A 25,406-nucleotide genomic window follows, 5' to 3' on the forward strand; every position below is an offset into this window, starting at 1 on the left:
CTTGAAGTGAACGTCTTGAGGAGAACGGCATGTCACACACGCTGAACGTTGCGGTCATTCAACAGGCTGCCTGGCCTGACAAGGCACGCAGCCTGGCAGAGAGCGAAGCCGGTATTCGCGAAGCAGTCCGTCAAGGTGCCCAGCTGGTACTACTGCAGGAGCTGCATGCTACCCACTACTTCTGCCAATACGAAGACCCGGCGCTGTTCGATCTGGCCGAGCCGCTGGATGGCCCCACCGGGCAGCGCCTGGCCGACCTGGCAAAAGAGCTGGATATCGTGCTGGTGGGTTCGCTGTTCGAGAAGCGCGCCGCAGGCCTCTACCACAATACCGCCGTGGTATATGACCGCGCCCAGGGTCGCGTGGGCCAGTATCGCAAGATGCACATTCCCGACGATCCCGGCTTCTACGAGAAATTCTACTTCACCCCCGGCGACGCCGATGCCGCCCGTGGCGATGGTTTCACCCCCATCGACACCTCGGTGGGACGCCTGGGCATCCTGGTGTGTTGGGATCAGTGGTATCCGGAAGCCGCACGACTCATGGCCCTGGCGGGCGCGGAGCTGCTGCTCTACCCCACGGCGATTGGCTGGGACCCCAGCGATGCTCCTGCCGAAAAAGCCCGTCAGAAGGAAGCCTGGACGCTGATTCAGCGAGCCCATGGCGTCGCCAATGGCCTGCCGGTACTGGTCGCCAACCGGGTGGGCTTCGAAGCCGACCACTCGGGCGTCGGCGCTGGTATCGAATTCTGGGGAGGCAGCTTCATCTGCGGCCCCCAGGGGGAGCTGCTGGCCCACGCTGGCGAGCAGCGCGAGCAGCTGGTGGTGACCCTGGACATGGCGCGCAGTGAAAACACGCGACGCATCTGGCCTTATCTGCGCGACCGCCGTATCGATGCCTACGGTGACCTGACGCGCCGCTACCGGGATTGAGCCAAGCGTCCTTTCAACCACCGCCATCGTAAAAAAACGCCTGCCCGGGTAACCCGAGCAGGCGTTTTCATTTGCATCACGAGGCGTCCCTTCTTCACGCCATGTCGCCCGTCGCCTGCCAGCAAGCAGGGCCGGACGTCACGGGCTCACTTCCAGAAATCGCGGATCGACGCGATCCCCTGAGCCCCCACGGCCCGGGCATGGTTGGCATCGAAGCGCGTCATGCCACCCAGCGCGAACACCGGCATGCCCGCCCGCTCGACCAACTGCTGGAAGTCGTGCCACCCCATGGGGGCCACTTCCGGGTGGGAGGGCGTGGTACGCAGGGGTGACAGCGTCACGAAATCGCAGCCCAGCACGGCGGCTTGAGACAGCTGCGTCTGGTCATGGGTCGAGGCAGAGAGCCACTTGTTTTCGGCAATGGGGCGGCGGTCCAGCGACATCAAACGGGCACTGGTGAGATGAATACCGTCGGCATCCACCTGCTCCAGCACTTCCGGTTCGGCATTGAGCAGCAGCTTGGCGCCGTACTGGCGGCACAGCGCCAACGCACGCTCTGCCCGTGCCAGGTAGGCCGCTTTATCCAGCGACTTGGCCCGCAGCTGCACCAGGCGAACACTATCCTCACGCAGGGCGCGCTCCAGCAGCGCTGCAAACCGCTCATCATCGGCCTCTTCACCGGTAATGAGGTATTCGGTAGGCAGCATCACTGCGCGCAGGATGGGCAGATTGGCGGCGGGGAACGGGTAGTTCACCAGCTCGTCCATGGGTACCCAGCGCACGGCCTGACCTTCACGCCCGAAAGGTTCACCGGCAAACTCATGCACTTGCCACACGTCCAGCAGAATGTGCTTGTCCGGGTACTCGTGGTGCACACGAATCAGAGGCTGGGCGCGCACGATCTCTACCCCCAGCTCTTCATGCAGCTCACGCTTCAGACCTTCCAGCCCCGTTTCATAGGGCGCCAGCTTGCCGCCAGGAAACTCCCACAGGCCGCCATGATCGACATTGGACGGCCGACGCGCGATCAACACGTGCTTCTGATCAGCGCTGATGATGGCCGCTGCCGCGACATGAACCCGTCGTTTTACCATTACACTCATTACGTCTAATCCACTCTGTGCGCGCCGCACGGGACAGGTACGGCGCTATCTGGCTTTGTTGAGCACGATGCCACAGCCTAGCTGCGGTAATCCGCATTGATGGACACATAGTCATGGGAAAGATCGGAGGTCCATACGGTAGCCCCCTCCTCACCACGACCCAGCGTGATCCGAATGGTGATCTCCTCCTGCGCCATGACCGCACTGCCAGCGGCCTCGGTATAGCTGCTGGCGCGACCGCCCTGCTCCACCAGCCGCACGTCCCCGAGGTCGATGACCACTCGGCTGACGTCGAAGGCCTCAACTGGCGCACGGCCCACTGCGGCCAGAATACGCCCCCAGTTGGCATCCGAGGCATACAGCGCGGTTTTCACCAGCGGCGAGTGGGCGACGGTGAAGGCGACATCCAGTGCCTCCTGGCGGGTACGCGCCTCATCGACCTGCAAAGTGACGAACTTGGTCGCTCCTTCGCCATCACGAATGATGGCCTGTGCCAGCTCGGTCATCACGCGCTGCAGGCCGTTGCGGAAAATCGCCACCTGCTCATCGCTTTCGATGCGAACGCCGGTACCCGTGGCCGCCAGCATGCAGGCGTCGTTGGTGGAGGTGTCGCTATCCACCGTGATGCAGTTGAACGACCGGTCGACGGTCTCACGCAGCAGGGTTGCCAACAGCGTTTGCTCGATGGCCGCATCGGTGACCACGAACCCCAGCATGGTGGCCATGTTGGGCTTGATCATGCCCGACCCTTTGGTAATGCCGTTGATGGTGACCTGCTGGTCCCCCAGCGCTAGCGTCACCGTTGCCCCTTTGGCGCGGGTGTCGGTGGTCAGTATACCTTCGCCGGCGTGTTGCCAAGCCTGACTACTCGCCGCCAGGGTATCCAGCGCTGGCGGCAGACCCGCCAACAGCCGCGCCATGGGCAGCGGCTCACCGATCACACCGGTCGAAAACGGCAGCACCTGCTGCGCCGAAACGCCTGCCTGCGCGGCCAGTGCCTCACAGCTCTCACGAGCATCCTGCATCCCTGAATCGCCGGTACCCGCATTGGCATTACCGGTATTGATCAGCCAATAGCGAGGGGCCTTCCCCGCCGCCTGGCACTGCGCCATGTGCTCCTTGGCCACGGTGACCGGCGCTGCGCAGAACGCATTGCGGGTAAACACGCCCGCCACACTGGCGCTTTCGGGTAGTTCGATCACCACCATATCGCGGCGGCCCGGCTTCTTGATGCCCGCCATTGCAGTGCCCAGACGCACCCCTTCAAGGGGTGGCAACTCCGGAAAGGGAAGGTTACCCACCGCCATGTTTCTCTCCTTAACGTGCGCTAACGATAATCAGCTTAGTTTGCCGCAGCACTGCTTGTATTTCTTGCCGGAACCACAAATACACGGATCGTTACGGCCGACTTTCGGCCCCTCACGGCGCAGCGGGCGCCCATCGGCACCAGGCGCGGCTGCCTCACCATCTTCGCTGGGCGCATCGTGGCGGCTGGCCGCCGTGGCCTTCTCACGCGCCAGCTCTTCGCGGCGCTTCTGCTCCAGCGCATCCACTTCTTCTGGTTGGCGCACCTGGACATGACTCAGGATGCGGGTGACATCGGCCTTGATGTTGGTCAGCAGATGCTGGAACAGTTCGAAGGACTCGCGCTTGTACTCCTGCTTGGGGTTCTTCTGGGCGTAGCCACGCAGATGGATACCGCGACGCAGGTGGTCCATGGATTGCAGGTGTTCTTTCCAGCGCGTATCCAACACCTGCAGCATGACCTGCTTCTCGAAGCGACGAATCAGTGCCGCGCCCGCCGTAGCAATCTTGGCTTCATAAGCTTCACGATGCATGGTCTGCAGGCGCTCACGCAGCTTCTCTTCACTGAAGCGCTCATCCTCTTCCGCCCACTGAACCACCGGTGCGTCCAGATTGAACTCGGTTTTCAGATGCGACTCCAGGCCATGCAGATCCCACTGCTCGGCCAGGCTCTGCGGCGGCACGTAGGCGCTGATGGCCTCTTCCATCACCTCCTCACGAATACCCAGCACGGCGCTCGATACGTCGTCAGAGGCGAGAATTTCGTTACGCTGCTCGTAAATGACGCGGCGCTGGTCGTTGGCGACGTCATCGTACTCGAGCAGCTGCTTACGAATATCAAAGTTGCGCCCCTCGACTTTCTTCTGGGCACGCTCGACGGCGTTGGACACCATCTTGTGCTCGATGGCCTCGCCACGCTCCAGACCCAGCGCCTGCATCAAGCGCTTCACTCGGTCCGAGCCGAACAGTCGCATCAGGCTGTCTTCCAGCGAGAGGAAGAAGCGCGTGGAGCCAGGGTCGCCCTGACGGCCCGCACGGCCACGCAGCTGATTGTCGATACGACGCGATTCGTGGCGTTCGGAACCGATCACGTGCAGCCCGCCAGCTGCCAGTACCGCATCATGACGCTCCTGCCACTCGGCTTTCAGGGCATCGAGCTGGGCCTGGGTCGGGTTCTGCAGCTTGGCGGCATCGGCTTCCCAGTTGCCGCCCAGCATGATATCGGTACCACGACCGGCCATGTTGGTGGCAATGGTGATGGCGCCAGGGCGCCCGGCCTGGGCAATGATTTCGGCTTCGCTCTGGTGCTGCTTGGCATTGAGCACGCTGAATTTGAGGCCCGCGTCACGCATCAGGCGTGCCAGATATTCGGAGGTCTCGATAGAAGCCGTACCGACCAGCACCGGTCGACCCGCCGCGGTCTCGGCAGAGACGTCCTTGATGATCGCTTCGTACTTCTCTTCGGCACTCAGGTAGACGAGATCGTTGAGATCCTTACGGGCCAGAGGCCGGTTGGTGGGAATGACGATAACGTCGAGGCCGTAGATCTGACGAAACTCGAAGGCCTCGGTATCTGCCGTACCGGTCATGCCCGCCAGTTTTTCATAAAGGCGGAAGTAATTCTGGAAGGTGGTCGATGCCAGGGTCTGGCTTTCACGCTGAACGGTAACACCCTCTTTGGCCTCGACCGCCTGGTGCAGGCCTTCCGACCAGCGGCGGCCAGGCATGGTGCGCCCAGTGTGCTCATCGACGATGACCACTTGCCCGTCGGCGACGATGTAGTCGACGTCAAGATGATAGAGGTGCCGCGCCCGCAGCGCCGAGTGCATGTGCTGCAACAGGTTGAGGTTTTGCGCCGCATAGAGCGAATCGCCTTCGCCCAGCAAGCCTTCGGCGCGCATCAACTCCTCGACCTTGTTATGGCCTTGCTCGGTGAGCTCGACCTGCTTCTGCTTCTCGTCCAGCACGAAGTCGCCTTCGACAGGAGCGTCTTCGTCTTCGGATACTTCCGCCTGCTCCAGCTGCTGGGCCAGACGGTTGACGATGGTGTACAGCTCGGTGTTCTCGTCCACCGCACCGGAAATGATCAGCGGCGTACGTGCTTCGTCGATCAGGATGGAGTCCACTTCGTCGACAATGGCATAGTGCAAACCGCGCTGCACCTTGTCCTCCAGCGAGAACGCCATGTTGTCGCGCAGGTAGTCGAAGCCAAACTCGTTGTTGGTGCCGTAGGTGATGTCACATTGGTAGGCGTGACGCTTCTCTTCAACGGTCTGGCCAGCAAAAATCACCCCTATCGACAGCCCCAGGAACTCATACAGCGGGCGCATCCACTCGGCATCACGGCGGGCCAGATAGTCGTTCACCGTGACCACGTGTACCCCTTTGCCCGTCAAGGCATTCAGGTATACCGCCAGCGTGCCCACCAGGGTCTTGCCCTCGCCGGTTTTCATTTCGGCGATACGCCCGCGGTGCAGTGTCATGCCACCGACCATCTGCACATCGAAGTGACGCATGCCCATGACTCGCTTGCTGGCTTCGCGCACTACCGCAAAGGCCTCAGGCAGCAGTTTATCCAGGCTTTCCCCAGACTCCAGACGCTGGCGCAGCTCGGCCGTCTTGGCCTGCAGCTCGCCATCGCTCAAGCCGACCAGGGTCTCTTCCAGCACGTTGATACTCTGCACGCTCTTGAGCATGCGTTTGACTTCACGGTCGTTCTTGGAGCCAACGACTTTGCGTAACAAGGAATTAATCATGAAATATCCACATCAACAGGAGCGACCTCTTCAGGCGCACTCTTTCATAGGGTCAATTAACGTCGGGTAAATGAACGTACCGCTAGCAGCAGGTCAACGGGCTGGCGGCCCTCGAGGAGAGCATACATCCAGAGCGACCGTCTGGCGGGGCATGACGGAAAAGAAAGAGATAAAGCTTTTCAGAACAGGAAGTTGACGCTGCTGGCGTGCTACCCAGCGCCTTAACGCGCGGCGCTTTTTGGCGATCCACTGCGACTGGGCACGCAGCATGGCGGGCACCCAAAAGCAGATACACACGCTCCGGTCGCTGCTGCGCAGATCAGAAGGGTGTAAACTGGCGGGCAGCAGACAGCTCACCAGCAGGCCCGCAAGCCACCAACGCGCCAGCCCATGGCGACGATGCCGCCGTGGCAGAGCAGATAATGTATCGAGCGTTGATGGCATGCTGTGGCGTGGCTCCTGAGCGTGTTAGGCTCTGTCGATAGACAAAAAACATGGGTGCTGCGCGCACTCGTCAGCACGAAACTATCCGCAACACCCCAGGAATCAGGTGAATGAGTATAAAGGTTAAGCGTTCCCGCGCACAGCCCATTACCCAATTGCTGAACACCTCCGCTGGCGCCGGCCACCTGATGCGCCAATCGCGCCTGATCGATCAAGCCCAGACCCATCTGCGCGCCCATCTGCCTGAAGAGATGCGCGAGCATGTCTTCGTAGGCGGCTTCAGCAACGGGCGGCTAACCCTGATCAGCAGCCAGGCCAGCTGGTTGACCTGGTTACGCTATGAGCAACCGCATTTGTTGAGCCTGCTGCACCAGCTCCCCGGCTTTACAAGGGTAACGGGGTTCACGTTAAAAGTGCGCCCGGTACGCACCGTGGCGCCACCAGCACGCTATGCACGCACCCTTTCCAGCAGTGCTGGCACAACGCTCAAGGAGTGCGCCGAAGATACCGAACACCCCAGGCTAAAGCAGGCCCTGGAGCGCCTTGCTTCGCACGCTCAGCGTAAGACATGAACCCTACGCACAACAGGCCGCTCGCCCACCATTAGACCAAACGCAATAAAGCACCGCATGGCGGTGCTTTATCTTTAGTGGGGGGACACTCCCCGATTTTCAAGCGGCGACCCTTAAAAACCACCTCAGGCCATGGCGGGTGCCGCATAGGAGATAGGCGCAACGGCCTTCTCTTCTTCGAAGGTCACGATTTCGTAGGCATCGGGCTGCGCCATGAGTTCACGACACAGACGATTGTTAAGGGCATGGCCGGATTTCACGCCACGGAACTCACCAATCAGGCTATAGCCCAGCTGATAGAGATCGCCGATGGCATCGAGCACCTTGTGCTTCACGAACTCGTCTTCGTAACGCAGGCCACCCTCATTCACGATACGGTAGTCATCCACCACGATGGCGTTGTCGAGACTGCCACCCAGCGCCAGATTGTTCGAGCGCAGGTACTCAAGGTCACGCATGAAGCCAAAGGTTCTGGCCCGCGACACTTCCTTGACAAAGGATGTCGTGGAAAAGTCGATCAATGCCTTCTGCTTCTGCTGCTCGAAGACAGGGTGGTCGAAGTCGATGGCAAACGACACCTTGAAGCCTTGATGGGGCAGGAATACGGCCTCCTTGTCACCATCACTGACCGCCACGCGATGCTTGATGCGAATGAATTTCTTGGCCGCGTCCTGCTCGAGAATACCCGCAGACTGAATCAGAAAAACGAACGGGCTAGCGCTACCGTCCATGATCGGCACTTCCGCGGCACTGATATCGACGTAGGCATTGTCGATTCCCAGCCCCGCAAAGGCCGACATGAGATGCTCGACGGTGGCTACCTTGACGCCTTCATGGGAAAGTGCCGTACACAAGGTAGTGTCTTCCACCAGCTCGGCGCGGGCAGGCACGTGAACCACTGGGTCCAGATCGGTTCTGACAAACACAATACCCGTGTTGGCCGGTGCCGGGCGCAAAGCCAGATGGACTTTCTTGCCAGAGTGCAGACCCACTCCAGTGGCGCGGATGACGTTTTGTAGTGTGCGTTGTCTGATCATGGGCAGTGGTCAAGCTCTAATATCGGCGGCGTGTAACGAGTCGCTACCCAGCCGCAGGGGGAGAAAAGTTATCAAACAGTGTTCACTTTAACAGCAAACGAGCGTCTTACCAATAAAACTCTCGTTTGCTGCCTCAATAAACCTGATAGCGCAGATCAATCTGCCTGGCGGCGCAGGAACGCGGGGATATCCAGATAGTCATCGGCATCGGCCGAACGACGTTTTTCAGGGCGTGGCTTGGCTGCTGCTTCCGGCGCTTCGGCACGCGCGGTAGCCTGTTGCCGCATGACGGTGGGCTGCTGCAATTTACGGTAGTCGGAGCCACCGGCATCTGCAGCGGAGCGGCGCGCCGGTTCGCGAGACACGGCCTTGGCCTTGCTGCCATCCAGGCCAGCCGCCACAACGGTCACGCGCAGCTCGTCGGACATTTCCATATCGATGGAAGTACCCACGACGATGGTGGCTTCCTGAGAGGCGAACTCCTGCACCGTGGCACCCACGTCATTGAACTCGCCAATGGAAAGGTCGGGGCCAGCCGTGATGTTGACCAGAATGCCGCGTGCGCCGTGCAGGTCGATGTCTTCCAGCAGCGGGCTGCGGATGGCTTTTTCTGCAGCTTCACGGGCACGGTTTTCACCAGTGGCACCGCCAGTGCCCATCATCGCCATACCCATTTCTGACATGACAGTACGCACGTCTGCGAAGTCGACGTTGATGATGCCCGGGCTGGTAATCAGCTCGGCAATGCCTTGCACTGCGCCCAGCAGGACGTCGTTGGCAGCACTGAACGCGGTCAGCAAGGTCGCGTTCTTGCCCAGCACCGACAGCAGCTTTTCGTTGGGGATGGTGATCAACGAGTCGACATGCTCGGAAAGCTCTTTCATGCCCTCCTCGGCCGCTCGCATGCGCTTTGGCCCTTCGAATGGGAAGGGGCGCGTGACCACAGCAACCGTCAGGATGCCCAGCTCTTTGGCGACCTGAGCAACCACAGGCGCGCCTCCCGTCCCGGTACCGCCGCCCATGCCTGCCGTAATGAAGACCATATCGGCGCCATTGAGCAGCTCGGCGATGCGATCACGATCTTCCATCGCGGCCTGGCGGCCCACTTCAGGGTTGGCTCCCGCGCCAAGCCCCTTGGTGATTTCCCCACCCAGCTGAAGCACCGTTTTAGCCGATACGCGCTTGAGTGCTTGCGCATCGGTGTTGGCGCAGATGAACTCGACGCCTTCGATGTTGCTCTCGACCATGTGGTTGACTGCGTTACCGCCGCCACCGCCAACACCGACGACTTTAATGACCGCACTGCTCGAGGGTGCGTTATCTACCAATTCGAACATAAGCCCCGTCTCCTGAACCGCGTCGCGGCCCTATCAGAAATTTCCTTTTAACCAGCTTTTGATTCTTGCCAGCGTCGAATGGCCATCCTTGATATCACGTCGGACAAGCTCGCTGCGACCCTTGTGGCCCCCAGCACTTCCCACGTGGCTTTCCAGGCCTTGCCCATGACGCGTTTCCTGCAGTGCATAGTGGAGTAAACCCACGCCCGTCGCATAGATAGGATTGCGAACCACATCCGCCAGGCCTCTGACATTTTGTGGGCAGGCAATACGAACCGGCATGTGAAAAATTTCTTCAGCCAGTTCGCTGACACCTTCCATGCGTGAGGTGCCACCGGTAAGCACCACACCCGCAGCCACCATATCTTCATAGCCACTGCGGCGTAATTCGTCTCTGACCAGCGTGAAGAGCTCTTCATAACGAGGCTCCACGACTTCCGCCAGTGCCTGGCGCGACAGATCTCGTGCCGCGCGATCACCCACGCTGGGCACCTTGATCATTTCATCGCTGGCCGCCAACTGCGTCAATGCGCAGGCGTATTTTACCTTGATTTCTTCCGCGTGCTGAGTGGGCGTACGCAGCGCCATGGCGATATCGTTGGTGACCTGATCACCGGCGATCGGAATCACTGCCGTATGGCGGATGGCGCCCTCACTGAAGATGGCCATGTCGGTGGTACCTCCACCGATATCGACCATACATACTCCCAGCTCGCGCTCGTCTTCGGTAAGCACTGCCATGCTGGACGCCAATTGCTCCAGGATAATGGCATCCACATCGAGACCGCACCGCCGCACGCACTTTTCGATGTTCTGTACGGCATTCAAGGCAGCCGTGACCAGATGCACTTGCGCCTCCAGACGAACCCCGGACATACCCAGCGGTTCGCGGATACCCCCTTGCGCATCGATGGAGAACTCCTGGGGCAAGACATGCAACACGCGTTGCCCTTCAGAGATAGCCCGAGCCCGTGCGGAATCGATGACCCGCTCGATATCGTAAGGAGTGACTTCACGCTCCTTGATGGCCACCACGCCGTCGGAGTTCATGGAGCTGATATGACTGCCTGCCACACCCACATAGACAGAGTGGATATCGCAGCCCGCCATCAGCTCTGCCTCTTCGACAGCACGCTGAATCGACTGCACCGTGGATTCGATATTGATGACCACTCCTCGCTTCATGCCGCGAGAAGGATGAGAACCGATACCGGCGATTTCAATCCCACCATCATCGGTGGGTTGACCGACTATCGCGACGACCTTGGACGTTCCAATGTCCAGCCCGACAACCATATTGGATGCGTTGGGTGAGCCTGCCATGAGTCGGTAAATCTCCTTGTCGTCGTTTTATAAGAGCGGGGATCGCCTTTTAACGCTTAAACGAAAAGCAGGCAAAACCCGAAGATAAAATAAATAAGTTGACTAAAACTGTATAACGCCGCTAACCGCGACCGAACAATAAATACTGACCCACAGCATCGTCTGGGACATAGTATAGAAACAATAGCCACAATACGACTAGCCCAAACCCACGATAATTGGCCAGGAAAGCATTTTATACCCCATAAGCGGTTTTTTTAGCGGGCCTGCCTGCCCATTTACCCGCTTTTTTGCACATTGCGCCTTATCGTGACTCGTCCTCCTCCTCCGGAACCTCGGTTTCACCATGCCAGGCCACTGCCACACCATTGGGGTAGCGCAGGTCGATGTAGCGGATATGCTCGCCCACGCTGCTCAGCTCACGCTGCCAGGAGGCCGATAGCCGGGCTAGTCGCTCCCCATGGTGACGACGCCCCAGCATTACCCAGGTACCCTGGTCGAGCTGAAGCCGCCAGGCGCCTCGGGGCTCCAAGCGCAATTGCGCCAGGGTCAACGACAGCCCGGCAAAGTGCGGCGTCAAACGCTGATAGTAGGCCAGCACTTCCGCACTGCTTTCCTGAGGCCCCGCCAGGTCGGGCAATCCGGCTGGCGCATCAAGGGGCGCGTAGGAGAAGGGTTCGCCTCTTGGGTTAAGCAGGAAATCATCATTCCAGCGGGCTACCGGCGTTTGCTCTATCAACTCGAAAACCAGCGCGTTGGGCCACTCTCGGGAAATTCGCACTTCATCCAGCCAACCAATCTCCAGCGCATCGCGGCGCAGCTCGCCCAAATCTGCCGACAGCCAAGTGATATTCTGGACCAGCGGGGCCAGCTGTGAGCGCAGATAGTCCGCGCTCAAATACTCCCACTCGCCTCGAATGGACACTCGCTCGATCGGGCGATCCAGCCAAAGCCATAGCGCTCGACTCCCCGCCCCCAGCAGCAATGCCAGTAGAACGATACCGAGCCACGCATTGCGCTTCTTCATAAAAAACTCATGCCATGCCCCGTCACGAATCGCGCGCCAGTGCCGTGGTTAAAATACGCATCACCAGCTGGTCGAAATCGATGCCAGCGTGGGCTGCTGCCTGTGGCACGAGGCTATGATCGGTCATCCCGGGCACGGTATTCACTTCGATCAGCCAGAAATCGCCCGCAGCATCACGCATGACATCGATACGCCCCCAGCCTTCGCCACCCACGGCAAGGAAGGCCTCCTTGCACAGCGCAGCCAACGTCTGCTCGTCTTGTGCAGACAGGCCACAGGGCAAGTGGTACTGGGTGGTATTGGTCAGATACTTGGCTTCATAGTCATAAAACCCACCGGGCACCTCGACACGGATAGCAGGCAACACGTCATCGCCCAATAGTGCGACGGTGTATTCATCACCAGTAATAAAGCGCTCGGCCATGACCCTGGCATCGAAGGTAGCCGCCTGGGCATAGGCGGCTTTCAGCTCATCAAGGCTGCGGACGATACTAATGCCTAGAGTCGAGCCTTCGTGTACCGGCTTGACCATCATGGGTAGCCCTAGCTGAGCGACCACCGCCTCCCAGTCCGAAGCGGCATTCAGCATGATGCACTCCGGCGTGGGCAGGCCGACGGCTTGCCACACCTGCTTGGTACGCTGCTTGTCCATTCCCAGCGCCGAAGCCAGTACGCCACTGCCGGTGTAAGGCAAACCGAGCAGCTCCAATGCGCCCTGCAGCGCTCCATCTTCACCGCCACGCCCATGCAGTGCGATGAACACCGCGGTGGGATCGAGGCGCTCGAGGCCCGCCAGCCCACCCTCTTTGAGATCGTAACCCTGCGCATTCACGCCTTGACGCTGCAAGGCGCTCAACACGGCGGCACCACTCTTGAGCGACACCTCCCGCTCGGCCGACATGCCGCCGTAGACCACGACGACACGCTCCAGGCCAGCCTGCTGCGTTTGCCCTGATGTCATAGCACCACCTCTTTCATGACCAGCTTGGCTTGGGCAAGGCGCAGTGAAATACCACCCACATCGCCCGCGCCCTGGGTAATCAGAATATCGCCTGGACGCAGCACGTTGTTGAGCAGGGCAGGCAGCTCGTGCTTGTGCTCCACGAACAGCGGATCGACATCGCCACGTTGACGGATGGAGCCTGCCAGGGTCTTGCCTTCAGCACCCGGCACCACCGCCTCGCCAGCGCTGTACACGTCGAGCAGCACCAGCGTATCCACCTGAGACAGTACGCGCACGAAGTCTTCGTAGAGATCGCGGGTACGGCTGTAACGGTGGGGCTGGTAGAGCATCACCAGGCGGCGCTCGGGCCAGCCGGCACGCACCGCCTGAATGACCATATCCACTTCACGCGGATGGTGACCGTAATCGTCGACCAGCATGATCTCGCCTTCGCCGACCGGTGCCGGATAGTGGCCATGGACCTGAAAGCGCCGCCCTACGCCCGCAAACCCCATGAGACCGCGCTGAATGGCGTCATCACTGACTCCGGCGTCGGTCGCCACCACGATGGCCGCCATGGCGTTCAAGGCATTATGACGGCCAGGCATGGCCAGTCGAATGGCCAACGGAGGCGCGCCACCGGGCCGCAGTGCCGTGAAGGAGACTTCCCCAGCCTGCTGACTAAAATCCACGATGCGGTAATCGGCATCTTCATCGAAGCCGTAGGTCACGAACTGGCGCTTGATACGCTCGCACAGCCCGCGCACGTGGGGATCATCGATACACAGCACTGCCAGGCCGTAGAAAGGCAGATTGTGCAAGAACTCGATGAAGGTGTTTTTCAAACGTTCGAAGTCACCCCCATAAGTGGCCATGTGGTCAGCATCGATATTGGTGACGATCGACACCATGGGCTGAAGGTGAAGAAACGACGCGTCGGATTCGTCGGCCTCGGCCACCAGATAGTCGCCCTCCCCCAGGCGAGCATTGGCGCCTGCGCTGGTGAGTTTGCCACCGATCACGAAAGTTGGATCCAGGCCGCCCTCTGCCAACAGGGTAGCCGTCAGGCTGGTCGTGGTGGTCTTGCCGTGGGTACCGGCCACGGCAATGCCGTGACGAAAGCGCATCAGCTCGGCGAGCATCTCCGCACGCCGCACTACCGGCACGCGGTGGTCGTGCGCCCAGCGAATTTCAGGATTGGTTTCATCGATGGCACTGGAGACGACGACCACATCCGCGCCTTCCACGTTCTCCCTGGCGTGCCCAATGAACACGTCGACGCCGCACTGACGCAAACGCTCCACCACACTGGACGCTTTCATGTCACTGCCGCTGACCTGGTACCCCTGATTGGCGAGCACCTCGGCAATGCCGCACATGCCGGCACCGCCAATACCGACGAAATGAAGCCGCTGGATACGGCGCATACCCGGGCCGCTCGGGCCACTCAGCTGCGGCGACGTATGATTGACTGACTCGGTCACGCAGTTTCTCCTTGCTTCACCAGCGAGAGACAGCCTTCGGCCAGGCGCTCGGTCGCGTTCAAGGACGCGGCTTGACGTGCCTTGACGGCCATCTCTGCCAGGGTCTCTGGGTGGAGTAATTGTTCCAAAAGGTTACTTAAATAGTCAGCCGTCAGCTCAGCCTGTACGACACATAGCGCCGCACCCGCCTGAACCAGCACCTCGGCATTCACCCGCTGATGGTCGTCCACGGCAAAAGGAAACGGCACCAGCAGGGCGGGTTTGGCCGCCGCTGCCAGTTCGGCAATCGTCAGCGCACCGGCTCGGCAAACGACCAGATCCGCCCAGGCATAGGCCGCGGCCATATCATCGATGAAAGGCGAAACCTCGGCGACCACCGCCTGCTGAGCATAGGCGTCTGCCGTGGCGAGATCGCGCTCCTTGCCAGCCTGGTGACGCACCTCGGGACGTCGCTCCGGCGGCAGCGCAGCCAAGGCCACAGGCAGGCGCTCGTTCAACGCTACCGCGCCCAGTGAGCCGCCTACCACCAACAGGCGCAGCGGCCTGCCCTGCATGTCGGCCACCTGGCGGGGCTGCTCGCCCAGCGCGGCGATATCATCACGCACCGGGTTGCCGATCACCTCGGCACGCGTGCCAAACGCATTTTCGAACGCGGCATAGGTACGCGTGGCCAGGCGCGACAGCACCTTGTTGGTCAGCCCTGCCACGGCATTCTGTTCATGAATGACCAGCGGAATACCGGATAGCCGAGCCGCCAGACCGCCAGGCCCGCTGGCAAATCCACCCAGCCCTACCACCACATCCGGCTTGAAACGCTTGATGACACCACGTGCCTGGAGCACCGCGCGCGACAGGTTGAGCGGTGCCTTGAGCCAACCAGCGGCACCATTGCCGCGCAACCCACTGATCGCAATGGTATGCAGCACGATGCCCGCCTCGGGCACCAGCCGGTTTTCAATTCCCCGTGGGCTACCCAACCACTCCACGGTCACCCCTTGGGCCTGGAGGGCACGCGCCAGCGAGAGCGCCGGAATGACGTGCCCTCCCGTTCCTCCCGCCATGACCAATACCCGTCGACCCGCATGTATCGCCACAAACAGCTCCTTGAATAATTATGTCAACCGCGGCTCTCGGCGAGCACGGTAAGGCGTCGACAATCGGCGCGGGCGATGCCGAGTTTCTGCATCCACCCGGAGCAACAGCCCCACCATCATCCCAGTGACCAGCAGACTGGACCCCCCGTAGCTGATCAGCGGCAGGGTCAGCCCTTTGGTCGGCAGCAAGCCAGCACTCACCGCCATATTGATAAACGCCTGAGCCGCCACGATAAAGCCGATTCCGTAACTCACGTAGGCACCGAACAGATGCCCGGCCAACTCTGCTCGCCGGCCCACCCACATGGCCCGCACGATGAACAGGGTGAACAGCAGCACCACGGCAATCGCTCCGATCATGCCCAGCTCTTCGGCCACCACCGCAAAAATGAAGTCCGTATGGGCTTCGGGAAGGTAGTGCAGCTTCTGCACGCTGTTGCCCAATCCGGTGCCAGTCACATGACCACGCCCAAACGCGATCAATGCCTGCGTCAGCTGATACCCGGTGGCGAACTGGTCGGCCCAGGGGTCCAGGAAGCTGGTCCAGCGCGCCAGTCGATACGGCTCCATGACGACCATCATCACGGCACCAAACCCCAGCACCCCGCCACTGCCCAGCAACAGCGTCAGCGAAGCGCCGCTCATCATCAGCATGCCGATCACACACACGGCATATACGACCATGCCGCCGAAATCCGGGGCAAGAAACAGCAGGAAGGCAGGAATGGCCAGTACCGCCAAGGGGCGCCACATGGTAAAGGCGCGCTGGCGCAGTTCATAAGTGAATCGCGACATGAAGGCGGCCATGTAAAAGATCAGCCCCAGCTTGCCAAATTCCGAGACTTGCAGGCTGGGAAGCGGCCCTGGCAGGGCAAGCCAACGCTTGCTGCCGTTGACCTCCTGGCCTACGGCCAGTACCACGACCAGCATGACAATGCTCAGCAACAACAGCAACGCCGCATTCTGGCGCCACAGCTCCAGCGGCACGCACACCATGAACAGGCATGCCAATATCGCCAGCAGCAAAAAAATGCCGTGCTGGCGAGCATAGTGATAGCTGTTTTCCAGTAGCCCTATCGACGCGGAGCTGACCATGACCCAGCCCAGCCCCGCCAGCGCGACCGCCGCGACAATCAGCCAGACATCGCAAGGCAGGTGGCGGGTTGCCAGCGCTTCACGCAGTCGTTGCACCCTACTCATTGATTCGTCGCTCATGGGGCACTCTCACGCTGTTTCTGCTCGATCCAGTCGCGAAACAGGTCGCCCCGCGCCTGGTAGTTGGCGAATTGGTCCAGGCTGGCACAGGCTGGCGAGAGCAACACACAATCGCCTGGCTCGGCCAGCTGCCATGCGGCTTCCATCGCCTGTGTCAGCGTTTCGACACGCTGAGTGTGAAGGCAAGGGCCAAGCACGTTGTCGAGACGCTCGGCGTCTGCGCCGTAGAGCAGCGCGGCTTTTCCATGGTCCGCCAACGGCCCGGCCAGCGGCGTAAAGTCGGCTCCCTTACCCACGCCTCCCGCCAACAGAATGATCTTGCCAGTGAGCGCGACGCCAATACCATTGATGGCGGCCAGGGTCGCACCCACGTTGGTCCCTTTGGAGTCGTTGACCCAGCGAACCCCGTTCACCTCAGCAACGGTTTCGCTACGGTGCGGCAGCCCCTTGAACGTGGTCAACACCTCACACATGGCCTGACGATCAAACCCCAGCGCCCGGCCCATGGCCAACGCTGCCAGCGCGTTCAACTGATTGTGCTGACCAGTAATGGCCAGCTCATCCACCGCCAGCCACGGCGTCTCGCCGTGCATCAAATAGCGGCGTCCATCGATATCGGCCAGCCCCCAGTCACTACCGGCCGGAACACCCACACCAAAACGCTCGACACGGTCGAGGGCATCCAGAGGCCAGGTCATGGGGTCATCGGCGTTGACCACCGCGTGCTCGGCGCCCATGAAAATGCGCTGCTTGGCCTGACGGTAACCCGCCAAATCGCCATGACGGTCCAGATGATCATCGCATAAATTGAGAAACGCAGCCGACGCCGCTCCGAGGCGAGGCGTCGTTTCCAGTTGAAAGCTGGAGAGTTCGAGGATGAAAAGCTCGGCATCGGGGTGGTCGGCCAACAGATCCAGAGCCGCCGTGCCCAGGTTACCCCCCACGGCAGCGTACACTCCCGAGGCCTTGGCCATTTCGCCTAATAGCGTAGTCACCGTGGACTTGGCATTGGAACCCGTAATCGCCGCCACCGGGGCACGCACCAGACGCCTGAACAGCGCCGTTTCGCCCACCAGTATCGGCTCGCCGGTGGCAGGATTGACGCGCTCCAACAGCCCATCGAGGCCTGCCGAATGCGGGTCGACCCCCGGACTGACCACCACCTCGTACGCATCGCTGAAATCCAGCTCGCTCAGCGGCCCACAGTGGCAATCAATCGCCGGATAACGCTGCTGGAACGCGGCGAGTCCAGGCGGCATCTCGCGGGTATCGGCCACCATGAAAGGCACTCCATGGCGGTCCAAATGGCGACAGATCGCCTGACCGGAAATGCCCAGTCCAACAACAACGGTAACACCCTGAGGTACCTTCACCATGAACGACTCCTTGGCCCGGGCTAGAGCGGCCTTGGCCACCGTGACACGACTACCCGATGACTAACGCACTTTCAGTGTGGCCAGTCCCAGCAGAACGAGGACAACGGTGATGATCCAGAAACGCACGATCACGCGCGGCTCAGGCCATCCCTTGAGTTCGTAATGGTGATGCAGCGGAGCCATGCGGAAGATACGGCGCCCCGTCAGCTTGTAGGAGCCGACCTGCAGAATGACCGATACGGTTTCCAGCACGAAAATACCGCCCATGATGAACAGCACGATCTCCTGGCGCACGATGACCGCCACCACGCCCAGGGCGGCCCCTAACGCCAGCGCACCCACATCGCCCATGAACACCTGGGCGGGATAGGTGTTGAACCACAGAAAGCCCAGGCCAGCACCGGCAATCGTGGCACAGAAAATGGCCAGCTCGCCGGTTCCCTGAATGAAGGGAATATGCAGGTAGTTGGCAAATACGGCATTGCCGCTGGCATAGGCAAACACCGCCAGCCCCATGGCTACCAGCACGGTGGGCATGATGGCCAGACCATCCAGGCCATCGGTCAGGTTGACGGCATTGGAGCTACCGACAATCACAAAATAGCTCAACACGATGTAGAACAAGCCCAACGGCAGCGCAACGTCCTTGAACAGCGGAATGAGCAGGCTGGTTTCGGCGGGCGTGGTGGCCGTGGCGTACAGAATGATGGCGGCTCCCAGGCCGACCACCGACTGCCAGAAATATTTCCAACGTGCTGGCAGCCCGCGGGGATTCTTTTCGACCACTTTGCGATAATCGTCGACCCACCCGATGGCGCCAAAGCCCAGCGTCACCAGCAGCACGATCCAGACGTAATAGTTGGTCAGGTCACCCCACAGCAAGGTGCTGATCGCAATCGCCAGCAGGATCATGGCGCCGCCCATGGTCGGCGTACCTGCCTTGGAAAGATGCGACTGTGGGCCGTCGTCGCGAACGGCCTGGCCAATCTGCCCTTCGACCAGTCGGCGTATCACCCAGGGCCCCAGCCAAAGGCACAGCATCAGCGCGGTGAGCGCGGCGAGAATGACGCGTAGCGTCAAATAATTGAACACCTGAAACGCAGATTGAAATTGAGCTAGAAAATTCGCCAAATGAAGTAACATGAACGGCGCTTACCTTGTGTCATCCGCACGCAGCGCAGCAATGACTCTTTCCATGCCGGCACTGCGCGATCCTTTCGCCAGCAGCGTGGCGTCGGGTGGCAGAGAATTAATAACATGACGCACTAGCGTCTCGTGGTCGTCGAAGTGCAGCCCGCGACCAAAGGCATCCGAGGCAGCCCTGGCTGCCTCGCCAACCGTCAACAGCATGTCCAGCCCCAGCGACGCAGCATAAGCGCCCACGTCAGCATGTAGCCGGTCGGACTCATCCCCCAGCTCCCCCATCGCGCCCAGGGCGCACCAGCGAGGGGCAGGAAAGCTCGCCAAAGCATCCAGAGCTGCCTTGACCGCGCCAGGGTTGGCGTTGTAAGTGTCGTCCAACAGCGTCGTGCCACGAATACCGGGCACCACGTTCAAGCGGCCCTGCAATGCCGACAACCGGTTCAGCCCAGCCACGACCTGCGGAGCGGGGACATTCAACGCCAGTGCGGCAGCGGCGGCAGCCAGGGCGTTACTGACATTATGCTTGCCGATCAGAGGTAGCGCTACGCGCCCCAACGGCTCACCGTCGACAACGAGCGTGAAAGCATAACGCCCCTGTGAGTCGCAGGAAAGAGCCGAAGCGTTTACGTCCGCATTGCCCTGCACCCCGTAGCTGACCACTCGGCGGGGGGCCGCACAGGCCGCCCAGAAAGGAAAGTAGCGATCATCGGCATTGATGATGGCCACGCCATCCTGATCGAGCCCGGACAAAATTTCGCTCTTGGCCTGGGCAATCTGCCCCATGCCACCAAACTCACCTACATGAGCGCCCGTCACGTTGGTGATGATGACCACCCTGGGGGCCGCCAAACCAACGGTCCAGGCGATTTCACCCAAATGATTGGCCCCCAGTTCGATGACACCCGCCTGGTGCTGCGGCCCAAGACGCAACAGCGTCAGCGGTGCCCCAATATCGTTATTGAGGTTGCCGATGGTCGCCAACACCTCACCGAGTGGCGCCAACAGGGCTGCCACCATCTCCTTGACCGTGGTTTTTCCGCTATTCCCCGTGACCGCCACCAGCGGCAGTGTAAAGCGTCGCCGCCATGCGCCCGCCAACAGCCCTAATCCCAGCCGAGTATCCGGGCAGCACAATTGCGCCAGCGGGCTATCCACGGGGTGCTCCACCAGGGCCGCTACGGCGCCCTGCTCTCGGGCTTGCTCGACGAAATCGTGGCCATCGAAGCGTGGGCCCTTCAAGGCAATGAACAGGCAACCCGGCACGATCTGGCGAGTGTCCGTCACTACCTGGCTGATCGACACGTCAGTCGCATCGTCTGCCAACGGAACACCCAGCGCCGCAGCCACTCCGCCAAGGGTCCACATCAGCAGCCACCTCGTGCCCGAATGGCTTGCTGCACCTGCTCGTCATCCTGGTAGGCGTGTCGAACACCCTCGACTTCCTGATAAGCTTCATGGCCCTTGCCAGCCACCAGCACCACATCCTGAGGACCTGCCTGAGCCACGGCATGCAGGATGGCCTGACGCCGATCACCAATCTCTTTCACCCGCTGCAGCTCGTGAAAACCCGCCAAAATTTGCTGACGAATCTGGGCGGCAGATTCACGGCGAGGATTGTCGTCGGTCACCACCACACGGTCGGCCAGCCGCTCGGCTACCTTGGCCATTTCCGAACGCTTGCCGGTATCGCGCTCACCACCACAGCCAAACAGGCACCAGAGCTTTCCTTGGTTGCCCAAGTGATCACGCAGTGCTTCCAGCGCATTTTGCAGCGCGTCAGGGGTGTGGGCATAGTCCACCACCACACAAGGTGCTTCGCCCCCGCCAAAGCGCGTCATACGACCCGGCACCGGGCTCAACTTGGCTGCCGCCTCGAATAGCGCGTCCAGCGACTCGCCCAGCCCGTACAACACGCTGATGGCCAGCAGCACGTTATCCAGGTTGAAGCGCCCCAGCAGCGGTAATTCGAGCGCTTTCTCGCCCTCGGGCGTGGCAATCAGAGCCTGCTGACCGGCTTCCAACGGATGCCAATCGAGAATACGCAGCGTCACCGCCTCATCGCTACCCGTGGCCAGCACGCGCACGTGGGGCTCACACCCCGCCAGCATCAGCCGAGCCAGAGGATCGTCACCGTTGACCACCGCCAGGGTCAGCTCAGGACGACGGAACAGCTTGGCCTTGGCGGCAGCATAGGCCGCCATGCTGCCGTGATAGTCCAGATGATCCCGGGTCAGATTGGTGAACACGCCGACCGTCACGTTCACTGACTCCAGACGGTGCTGGTCCAGCGCGTGGGAGGAAGCCTCCAGCGCCACGCGCTGGACACCTTGGCGCCCTAACTGCCCCAGAGTAGCCTGCAACGCCAGCGGCCCGGGCGTGGTCAGCCCGGTATCCATTAGCTGTCCCGGGCGTCCAACGCCCAGAGTACCTATCACGCCAGCCCGAGTGCCCAGGAGCTCACTCAATGCCGCGATATAATGCGTGACCGAGCTTTTGCCGTTGGTTCCCGTAACTGCGATTACCTCCAGGCCATCAGACACTTGATAAAGCGAGCGCCCCAGCTCACCCAGCCGCAGTGCCAGATGAGGCAACGAAAGCACCCTGCCCTGCAGCGTCAACTCGGCCTGCCGCGTATGCGCCAGCACCAGCGAGGCACCTCTCTCCAGGGCTTGCTCGACATACTCGCGGCCATCCCCTTGACTACCGGGCACCGCCACGAAGACACTCCCTTCTGCCACCTTGCGCGAATCGGTCACCAGATCGAGCGACACGGGCAGCGGCGGCAGCTCCGGCAAGCCAGCGCCTGGCCACACCGCCTTCAGGGCGGCCCGAAACTGGTCGAGGCTCACAGTCATGCCTACTCCTTGAAAGCTATTCAACGTCATGATCGGGCGGCACATCCAGCAAACGTAGCGCGTTGCCAGTGACACTGGAAAATACGGGGGCCGCCACCGCCCCGCCATAAAACTGCCCCGCCTGGGGGTTATCGATCATCACCACCGTGACGATGCGCGGATCAGAGATAGGGGCAATGCCAGCAAAAACGCTGCGGTAGGCATCCGTGGCGTAACCCTGCTGGCCGCTCTTGCGCACCGTACCGGTCTTGCCACCTACCCGATAGCCCTCGACCCGCGCACGCCGCCCACCAGAGTAGGCTCCCACGGACGTTTCCAACACGTCCCGAAGATCATCTGCAACGCTGGGCGAAATAGCCGGAATACCAGGAGGAGGTTCGGACAACCTCAATAGCGAGGGCGGCAGGCGCTCACCGCCGTTGGCCAATGCCGTGTAGGCACTGGCGATCTGTAGCGCAGAAGTCGATAAGCCATAGCCATAGGAGAGCGCCGCACGCTCACTGCGCGACCACCGCACCGGCGCCGGGAGGCTGCCCGTGGACTCGCCAGGAAAACCGGTGCCCGGTCCCTGCCCAAAGCCCAACTGATTGTACTTTTCCCAGATCGCCGTATCGCTGAGCTGAAGCGCCAGCCGCGACATGCCGATATTGGAGGACCTTTCCAGAATACCCGCCAGATCCAACTGCCCGTAATTACGGAAATCACGGATGGTGAACTGGTCGATACGCATCCAGCCAGGTGAGGTATCGACCACCACATCGCGGTCGAACACGCCGCTTTCGAGAATGGCTGCCATGGCCAGTGGCTTCATGACCGAGCCAGGCTCGAAGACATCCACCAGAGCCTGATTACGCAGCCCCCGAGGGTCGAGTCCGGCGCGGTTATTGGGATTGTAGGAGGGCAGATTGGCCATGGCCAGCACCTCGCCCGTGCGTGCATCCATCATGACCAGCACGCCGCCGTCTGCCTCATGTTCGGTCACGGCAGCGCGCAGCTCACGATAGGCCATGTACTGAATGCGCTGGTCGATGGAAAGCGTCAGCTCGCCCCCTGGCTGGGCATCACGGATCACCCCCAGCTCACGCACCAAACGACCCCGCCGATCCTTGATGACGCGCCGCTGGCCGGGGTGACCTGCCAGGTAAGGCTGGTAGGCAAGCTCCAGCCCCTCCTGGCCCACGTCATCGACGTTGGTGACGCCCAGCAGTTGGGCCACCACTTCCCCTGCCGGGTAATAGCGCTTGTACTCCCGCTGCGGATACACCCCGGGGGTGCGCAGATCCAGCACTCGCTGGGCAGCTTCCGGGGTCATATGGCGACGCAGGTACATGAACTCTCGACTGGCAAAGCGTGCGACCCGGGCATCGAAGTCATCCAGCGACATCCCCAGCGCCTGGGCCAGCATGACCCGCTGAATGGCATCGCCAGGCAGCTCTTGCGGATTGGCCCACAGGGTCACCACAGGCGTCGAGATGGCCAATGGCTCCCCATTGCGGTCGGTGATCATGCCGCGGTGTGCCGGAATGGCTTCATGACGCAGGGTGCGCGCGTCACCTTGGCTTTGCAAAAAGGGCCGGTCGATGACCTGGAGCAGCGTGATACGACCAATCAGAATGGCAGAGGCCAGCCCTACCACCAGCAATATGAAAAAGAAACGACCGCCAGCCAAGGGCGGTGCAATGGGATATTGACGGGACTTCCCTCCCCGACCTTCGCGTCTCATGGACGAATAACCTCAACATCGTTGACGTCTGGAATACGCATTTCTAGCCGTTCCGTGGCAATTTGCTCGATGCGTGCCGGTGTCGACCAGGCACCCTCTTCCAATAACAGCTGCCCCCACTCGGTTTGCAGCTGATTCTTCTCCTGCTCCAGACGCTGCAACTCGGCAAACTGTACCCGAGTCATGTGGGTGGTCATCACCACCGACAAGGCGGTCAACAGGCATAATACAAACAGCGCGATCAACACCAGCGGCCAGAGACGCAGGCGCACTTGAAATGGCCACTCGGCCTGCAACGTGGATAGCCATCGTTCGAAGCGCTCGAGACTCATGATCACGCTCGCTTACGGGCGGCACGCATGACGGCACTGCGGGCCCGGGGATTGGCATCCACCTCTTCATCGCTGGGACGGCTCCCCTTGCCCAAGGCCTCGAGACGGCGATTCAACTGATCATCACGGATGGGAACGCCGCGCGGCAAGTGGGTATCTCCGCGGACATGGTGGCGGATGAAGCGTTTGACACGGCGGTCTTCCAGCGAATGAAAGCTAATGACCACCAGATGCCCCCCCGGCGCCAAAGCCTCCAGGGCTGCGTCCAACGCGCTATCCAGCTGCTCCAGTTCGCCGTTGAGGTAAATACGCAGCCCCTGAAACGCTTTGGTTGCCGGATGTCGGCCCTTCTCCCAGGCGGGGTGGGCTGCCTTGAGGACCTCGGCCAGATCCACGGTATGGGTAAAGGGTTGCTCAACGCGCCGCTTGACCACCGCATTGGCCAGCCGCTTGGCGTAGCGCTCTTCGCCATAGGTCTTGAAGACACTGGCAATCTCGGATTCGCTGGCCCGGGCCAGAAAGCTCGCAGCGCTCTCACCTTGCGTGGGGTCCATGCGCATGTCCAACGGGCCATTGCGCATGAAGCTGAAACCACGCTCGGGATCGTCCAGCTGCGGCGACGACACGCCGATATCCAGCAGGATGCCCGACAACCGACCATGCACGCCCTGCTCTTGGGCGAACTCCGCCAGCCGCGCAAATTCACGCCGGGTAATCTGAAAACGCGGGTCGGTGATCTCTTCAGCGGCGGCAATGGCCTGAGGATCACGGTCCATGGCCAACAAACGGCCCTGCTCACTCAACCGCGACAGGATGAGACGCGAGTGCCCCCCGCGGCCAAACGTGCCGTCCAGATAGACACCGTCGGGATCGTGAATCAACGCATCGACGGCCCCGTCCAATAACACACTGGTGTGACGAAAACGGGAAGCGACCTGATCGGCGTCGGCAGAAGGCATGTTACTCTCACACAAGATTTGGGAAGGCGTGCCCAGCACGCCTTTCATGGAAATGGGGAGTCGGCCGATAAGCCGGGTTCTGTCGTGGACAGTCATTCCTCTAGGCGCTGCGTCACCACAGCGCTCAAGCAACCTACCCGGACCCAGCGCGGGCCACGCCATTGGGTCCCTATTTGGTCTTGCTCCGAGTGGGGTTTACCATGCCACGCACTGTTGCCAGGCGCGCGGTGCGCTCTTACCGCACCCTTTCACCCTTACCGGCTCCTGAGGTTGATGTCAGAAGCTTAGGCGGTCTACTCTCTGCTGCACTTTCCGTCGGCTCTCGCCGCCCAGGCGTTACCTGGCACTCTGCCCTATGGAGCCCGGACTTTCCTCCCCCAACGGCTCTTGCGAGCATATTAGCGGCGACTGTCTGGCCAACTCCGGCGGCAAGCATACCAGCGCCC

The 25,406-nt window shown here is 61.1% G+C and carries 20 protein-coding genes and 1 other RNA gene; 2 read left to right on the forward strand and 19 right to left on the reverse strand.

The features are described from left to right. Nucleotides 1-29 precede the first annotated feature (29 nt). Nucleotides 30-932: a carbon-nitrogen hydrolase gene (locus B7L72_RS10230; RefSeq protein WP_081194118.1), complete on the forward strand. Its 903-nt coding sequence runs from the start codon at nucleotides 30-32 to the stop codon at nucleotides 930-932. 146 nt (nucleotides 933-1,078) lie between these two features. Here B7L72_RS10230 and B7L72_RS10235 read toward each other — a convergent pair whose 3' ends face one another. From B7L72_RS10235 to secA, 3 genes are all read right to left on the reverse strand, one after another. Next, entirely contained in the window at nucleotides 1,079-2,035 is a 957-nt protein-coding gene (locus B7L72_RS10235; protein ID WP_254893795.1) for a Nudix family hydrolase, read from the reverse strand. A 77-nt stretch (nucleotides 2,036-2,112) separates the two neighbouring features. Beyond that, nucleotides 2,113-3,342 (reverse strand): bifunctional glutamate N-acetyltransferase/amino-acid acetyltransferase ArgJ, encoded by a 1,230-nt coding sequence (gene argJ / locus B7L72_RS10240; RefSeq protein WP_016913529.1) that lies wholly within the window; start codon nucleotides 3,340-3,342, stop codon nucleotides 2,113-2,115. Between the two features lie 30 nt (nucleotides 3,343-3,372). After that, nucleotides 3,373-6,096 carry a preprotein translocase subunit SecA gene (gene secA / locus B7L72_RS10245; RefSeq protein WP_081194122.1) on the reverse strand — a complete coding sequence of 908 codons (2,724 nt, stop codon included), beginning with the start codon at nucleotides 6,094-6,096 and terminating at the stop codon, nucleotides 3,373-3,375. 554 nt (nucleotides 6,097-6,650) lie between these two features. Between secA and B7L72_RS10255 the strand changes: the two genes are divergently transcribed. Next, nucleotides 6,651-7,112: a DUF721 domain-containing protein gene (locus B7L72_RS10255; RefSeq protein WP_081194124.1), complete on the forward strand. Its 462-nt coding sequence runs from the start codon at nucleotides 6,651-6,653 to the stop codon at nucleotides 7,110-7,112. Between the two features lie 125 nt (nucleotides 7,113-7,237). Here B7L72_RS10255 and lpxC read toward each other — a convergent pair whose 3' ends face one another. From lpxC to rnpB, 16 genes are all read right to left on the reverse strand, one after another. Beyond that, on the reverse strand, nucleotides 7,238-8,149 hold the full coding sequence (gene lpxC / locus B7L72_RS10260) for a UDP-3-O-acyl-N-acetylglucosamine deacetylase (RefSeq protein WP_081194126.1): 912 nt from the start codon (nucleotides 8,147-8,149) through the stop codon (nucleotides 7,238-7,240). A 155-nt stretch (nucleotides 8,150-8,304) separates the two neighbouring features. Continuing rightward, a complete protein-coding gene (ftsZ, locus tag B7L72_RS10265) occupies nucleotides 8,305-9,486 on the reverse strand; it encodes a cell division protein FtsZ (RefSeq protein WP_016913524.1) in 1,182 nt (393 codons plus the stop codon). 33 nt (nucleotides 9,487-9,519) lie between these two features. Continuing rightward, a complete protein-coding gene (gene ftsA / locus B7L72_RS10270) occupies nucleotides 9,520-10,809 on the reverse strand; it encodes a cell division protein FtsA (protein WP_016913523.1) in 1,290 nt (429 codons plus the stop codon). Between the two features lie 304 nt (nucleotides 10,810-11,113). Further along, complete coding sequence (locus tag B7L72_RS10275; RefSeq protein WP_016913522.1) at nucleotides 11,114-11,836, reverse strand: cell division protein FtsQ/DivIB; 723 nt, start codon at nucleotides 11,834-11,836, stop codon at nucleotides 11,114-11,116. Between the two features lie 22 nt (nucleotides 11,837-11,858). Continuing rightward, entirely contained in the window at nucleotides 11,859-12,797 is a 939-nt protein-coding gene (locus tag B7L72_RS10280) for a D-alanine--D-alanine ligase (RefSeq protein ID WP_081194128.1), read from the reverse strand. Further along, entirely contained in the window at nucleotides 12,794-14,206 is a 1,413-nt protein-coding gene (gene murC, locus B7L72_RS10285) for a UDP-N-acetylmuramate--L-alanine ligase (protein WP_100730813.1), read from the reverse strand. Before murC ends, B7L72_RS10280 begins: the two co-directional genes overlap by 4 nt. Nucleotides 14,207-14,259: 53 nt before the next feature. Continuing rightward, nucleotides 14,260-15,357 carry an undecaprenyldiphospho-muramoylpentapeptide beta-N-acetylglucosaminyltransferase gene (murG, locus tag B7L72_RS10290; RefSeq protein ID WP_254893796.1) on the reverse strand — a complete coding sequence of 366 codons (1,098 nt, stop codon included), beginning with the start codon at nucleotides 15,355-15,357 and terminating at the stop codon, nucleotides 14,260-14,262. Nucleotides 15,358-15,375: 18 nt separating this feature from the next. After that, nucleotides 15,376-16,557 carry a putative lipid II flippase FtsW gene (gene ftsW, locus B7L72_RS10295; RefSeq protein WP_081194132.1) on the reverse strand — a complete coding sequence of 394 codons (1,182 nt, stop codon included), beginning with the start codon at nucleotides 16,555-16,557 and terminating at the stop codon, nucleotides 15,376-15,378. An 11-nt stretch (nucleotides 16,558-16,568) separates the two neighbouring features. Continuing rightward, nucleotides 16,569-17,948: a UDP-N-acetylmuramoyl-L-alanine--D-glutamate ligase gene (murD, locus tag B7L72_RS10300; RefSeq protein WP_081194134.1), complete on the reverse strand. Its 1,380-nt coding sequence runs from the start codon at nucleotides 17,946-17,948 to the stop codon at nucleotides 16,569-16,571. A 60-nt stretch (nucleotides 17,949-18,008) separates the two neighbouring features. Continuing rightward, a complete protein-coding gene (gene mraY, locus B7L72_RS10305; protein ID WP_016913516.1) occupies nucleotides 18,009-19,091 on the reverse strand; it encodes a phospho-N-acetylmuramoyl-pentapeptide-transferase in 1,083 nt (360 codons plus the stop codon). Between the two features lie 9 nt (nucleotides 19,092-19,100). Beyond that, nucleotides 19,101-20,459 (reverse strand): UDP-N-acetylmuramoyl-tripeptide--D-alanyl-D-alanine ligase, encoded by a 1,359-nt coding sequence (locus tag B7L72_RS10310; protein WP_081194136.1) that lies wholly within the window; start codon nucleotides 20,457-20,459, stop codon nucleotides 19,101-19,103. Then, nucleotides 20,456-21,946 (reverse strand): UDP-N-acetylmuramoyl-L-alanyl-D-glutamate--2,6-diaminopimelate ligase, encoded by a 1,491-nt coding sequence (locus B7L72_RS10315; RefSeq protein ID WP_081194138.1) that lies wholly within the window; start codon nucleotides 21,944-21,946, stop codon nucleotides 20,456-20,458. The genes B7L72_RS10310 and B7L72_RS10315 overlap by 4 nt, the downstream gene beginning before the upstream one ends. 16 nt (nucleotides 21,947-21,962) lie before the next feature. Next, the gene (locus B7L72_RS10320; RefSeq protein ID WP_081194140.1) at nucleotides 21,963-23,669 is read right to left on the reverse strand and encodes a peptidoglycan D,D-transpeptidase FtsI family protein; all 1,707 of its coding nucleotides are present in this window, start codon (nucleotides 23,667-23,669) and stop codon (nucleotides 21,963-21,965) included. Beyond that, the gene (ftsL, locus tag B7L72_RS10325) at nucleotides 23,666-24,001 is read right to left on the reverse strand and encodes a cell division protein FtsL (protein WP_016913512.1); all 336 of its coding nucleotides are present in this window, start codon (nucleotides 23,999-24,001) and stop codon (nucleotides 23,666-23,668) included. The genes B7L72_RS10320 and ftsL overlap by 4 nt, the downstream gene beginning before the upstream one ends. Before the next feature lie 2 nt (nucleotides 24,002-24,003). Continuing rightward, the gene (gene rsmH, locus B7L72_RS10330) at nucleotides 24,004-24,960 is read right to left on the reverse strand and encodes a 16S rRNA (cytosine(1402)-N(4))-methyltransferase RsmH (protein ID WP_176212870.1); all 957 of its coding nucleotides are present in this window, start codon (nucleotides 24,958-24,960) and stop codon (nucleotides 24,004-24,006) included. 52 nt (nucleotides 24,961-25,012) lie between these two features. Next, an RNA gene (gene rnpB, locus B7L72_RS10335) (RNase P RNA component class A) lies at nucleotides 25,013-25,384 on the reverse strand. Nucleotides 25,385-25,406: the final 22 nt, after the last annotated feature.

Source organism: Halomonas sp. BC1, assembly GCF_002078135.1.
Lineage (GTDB): Bacteria > Pseudomonadota > Gammaproteobacteria > Pseudomonadales > Halomonadaceae > Vreelandella > Vreelandella stevensii.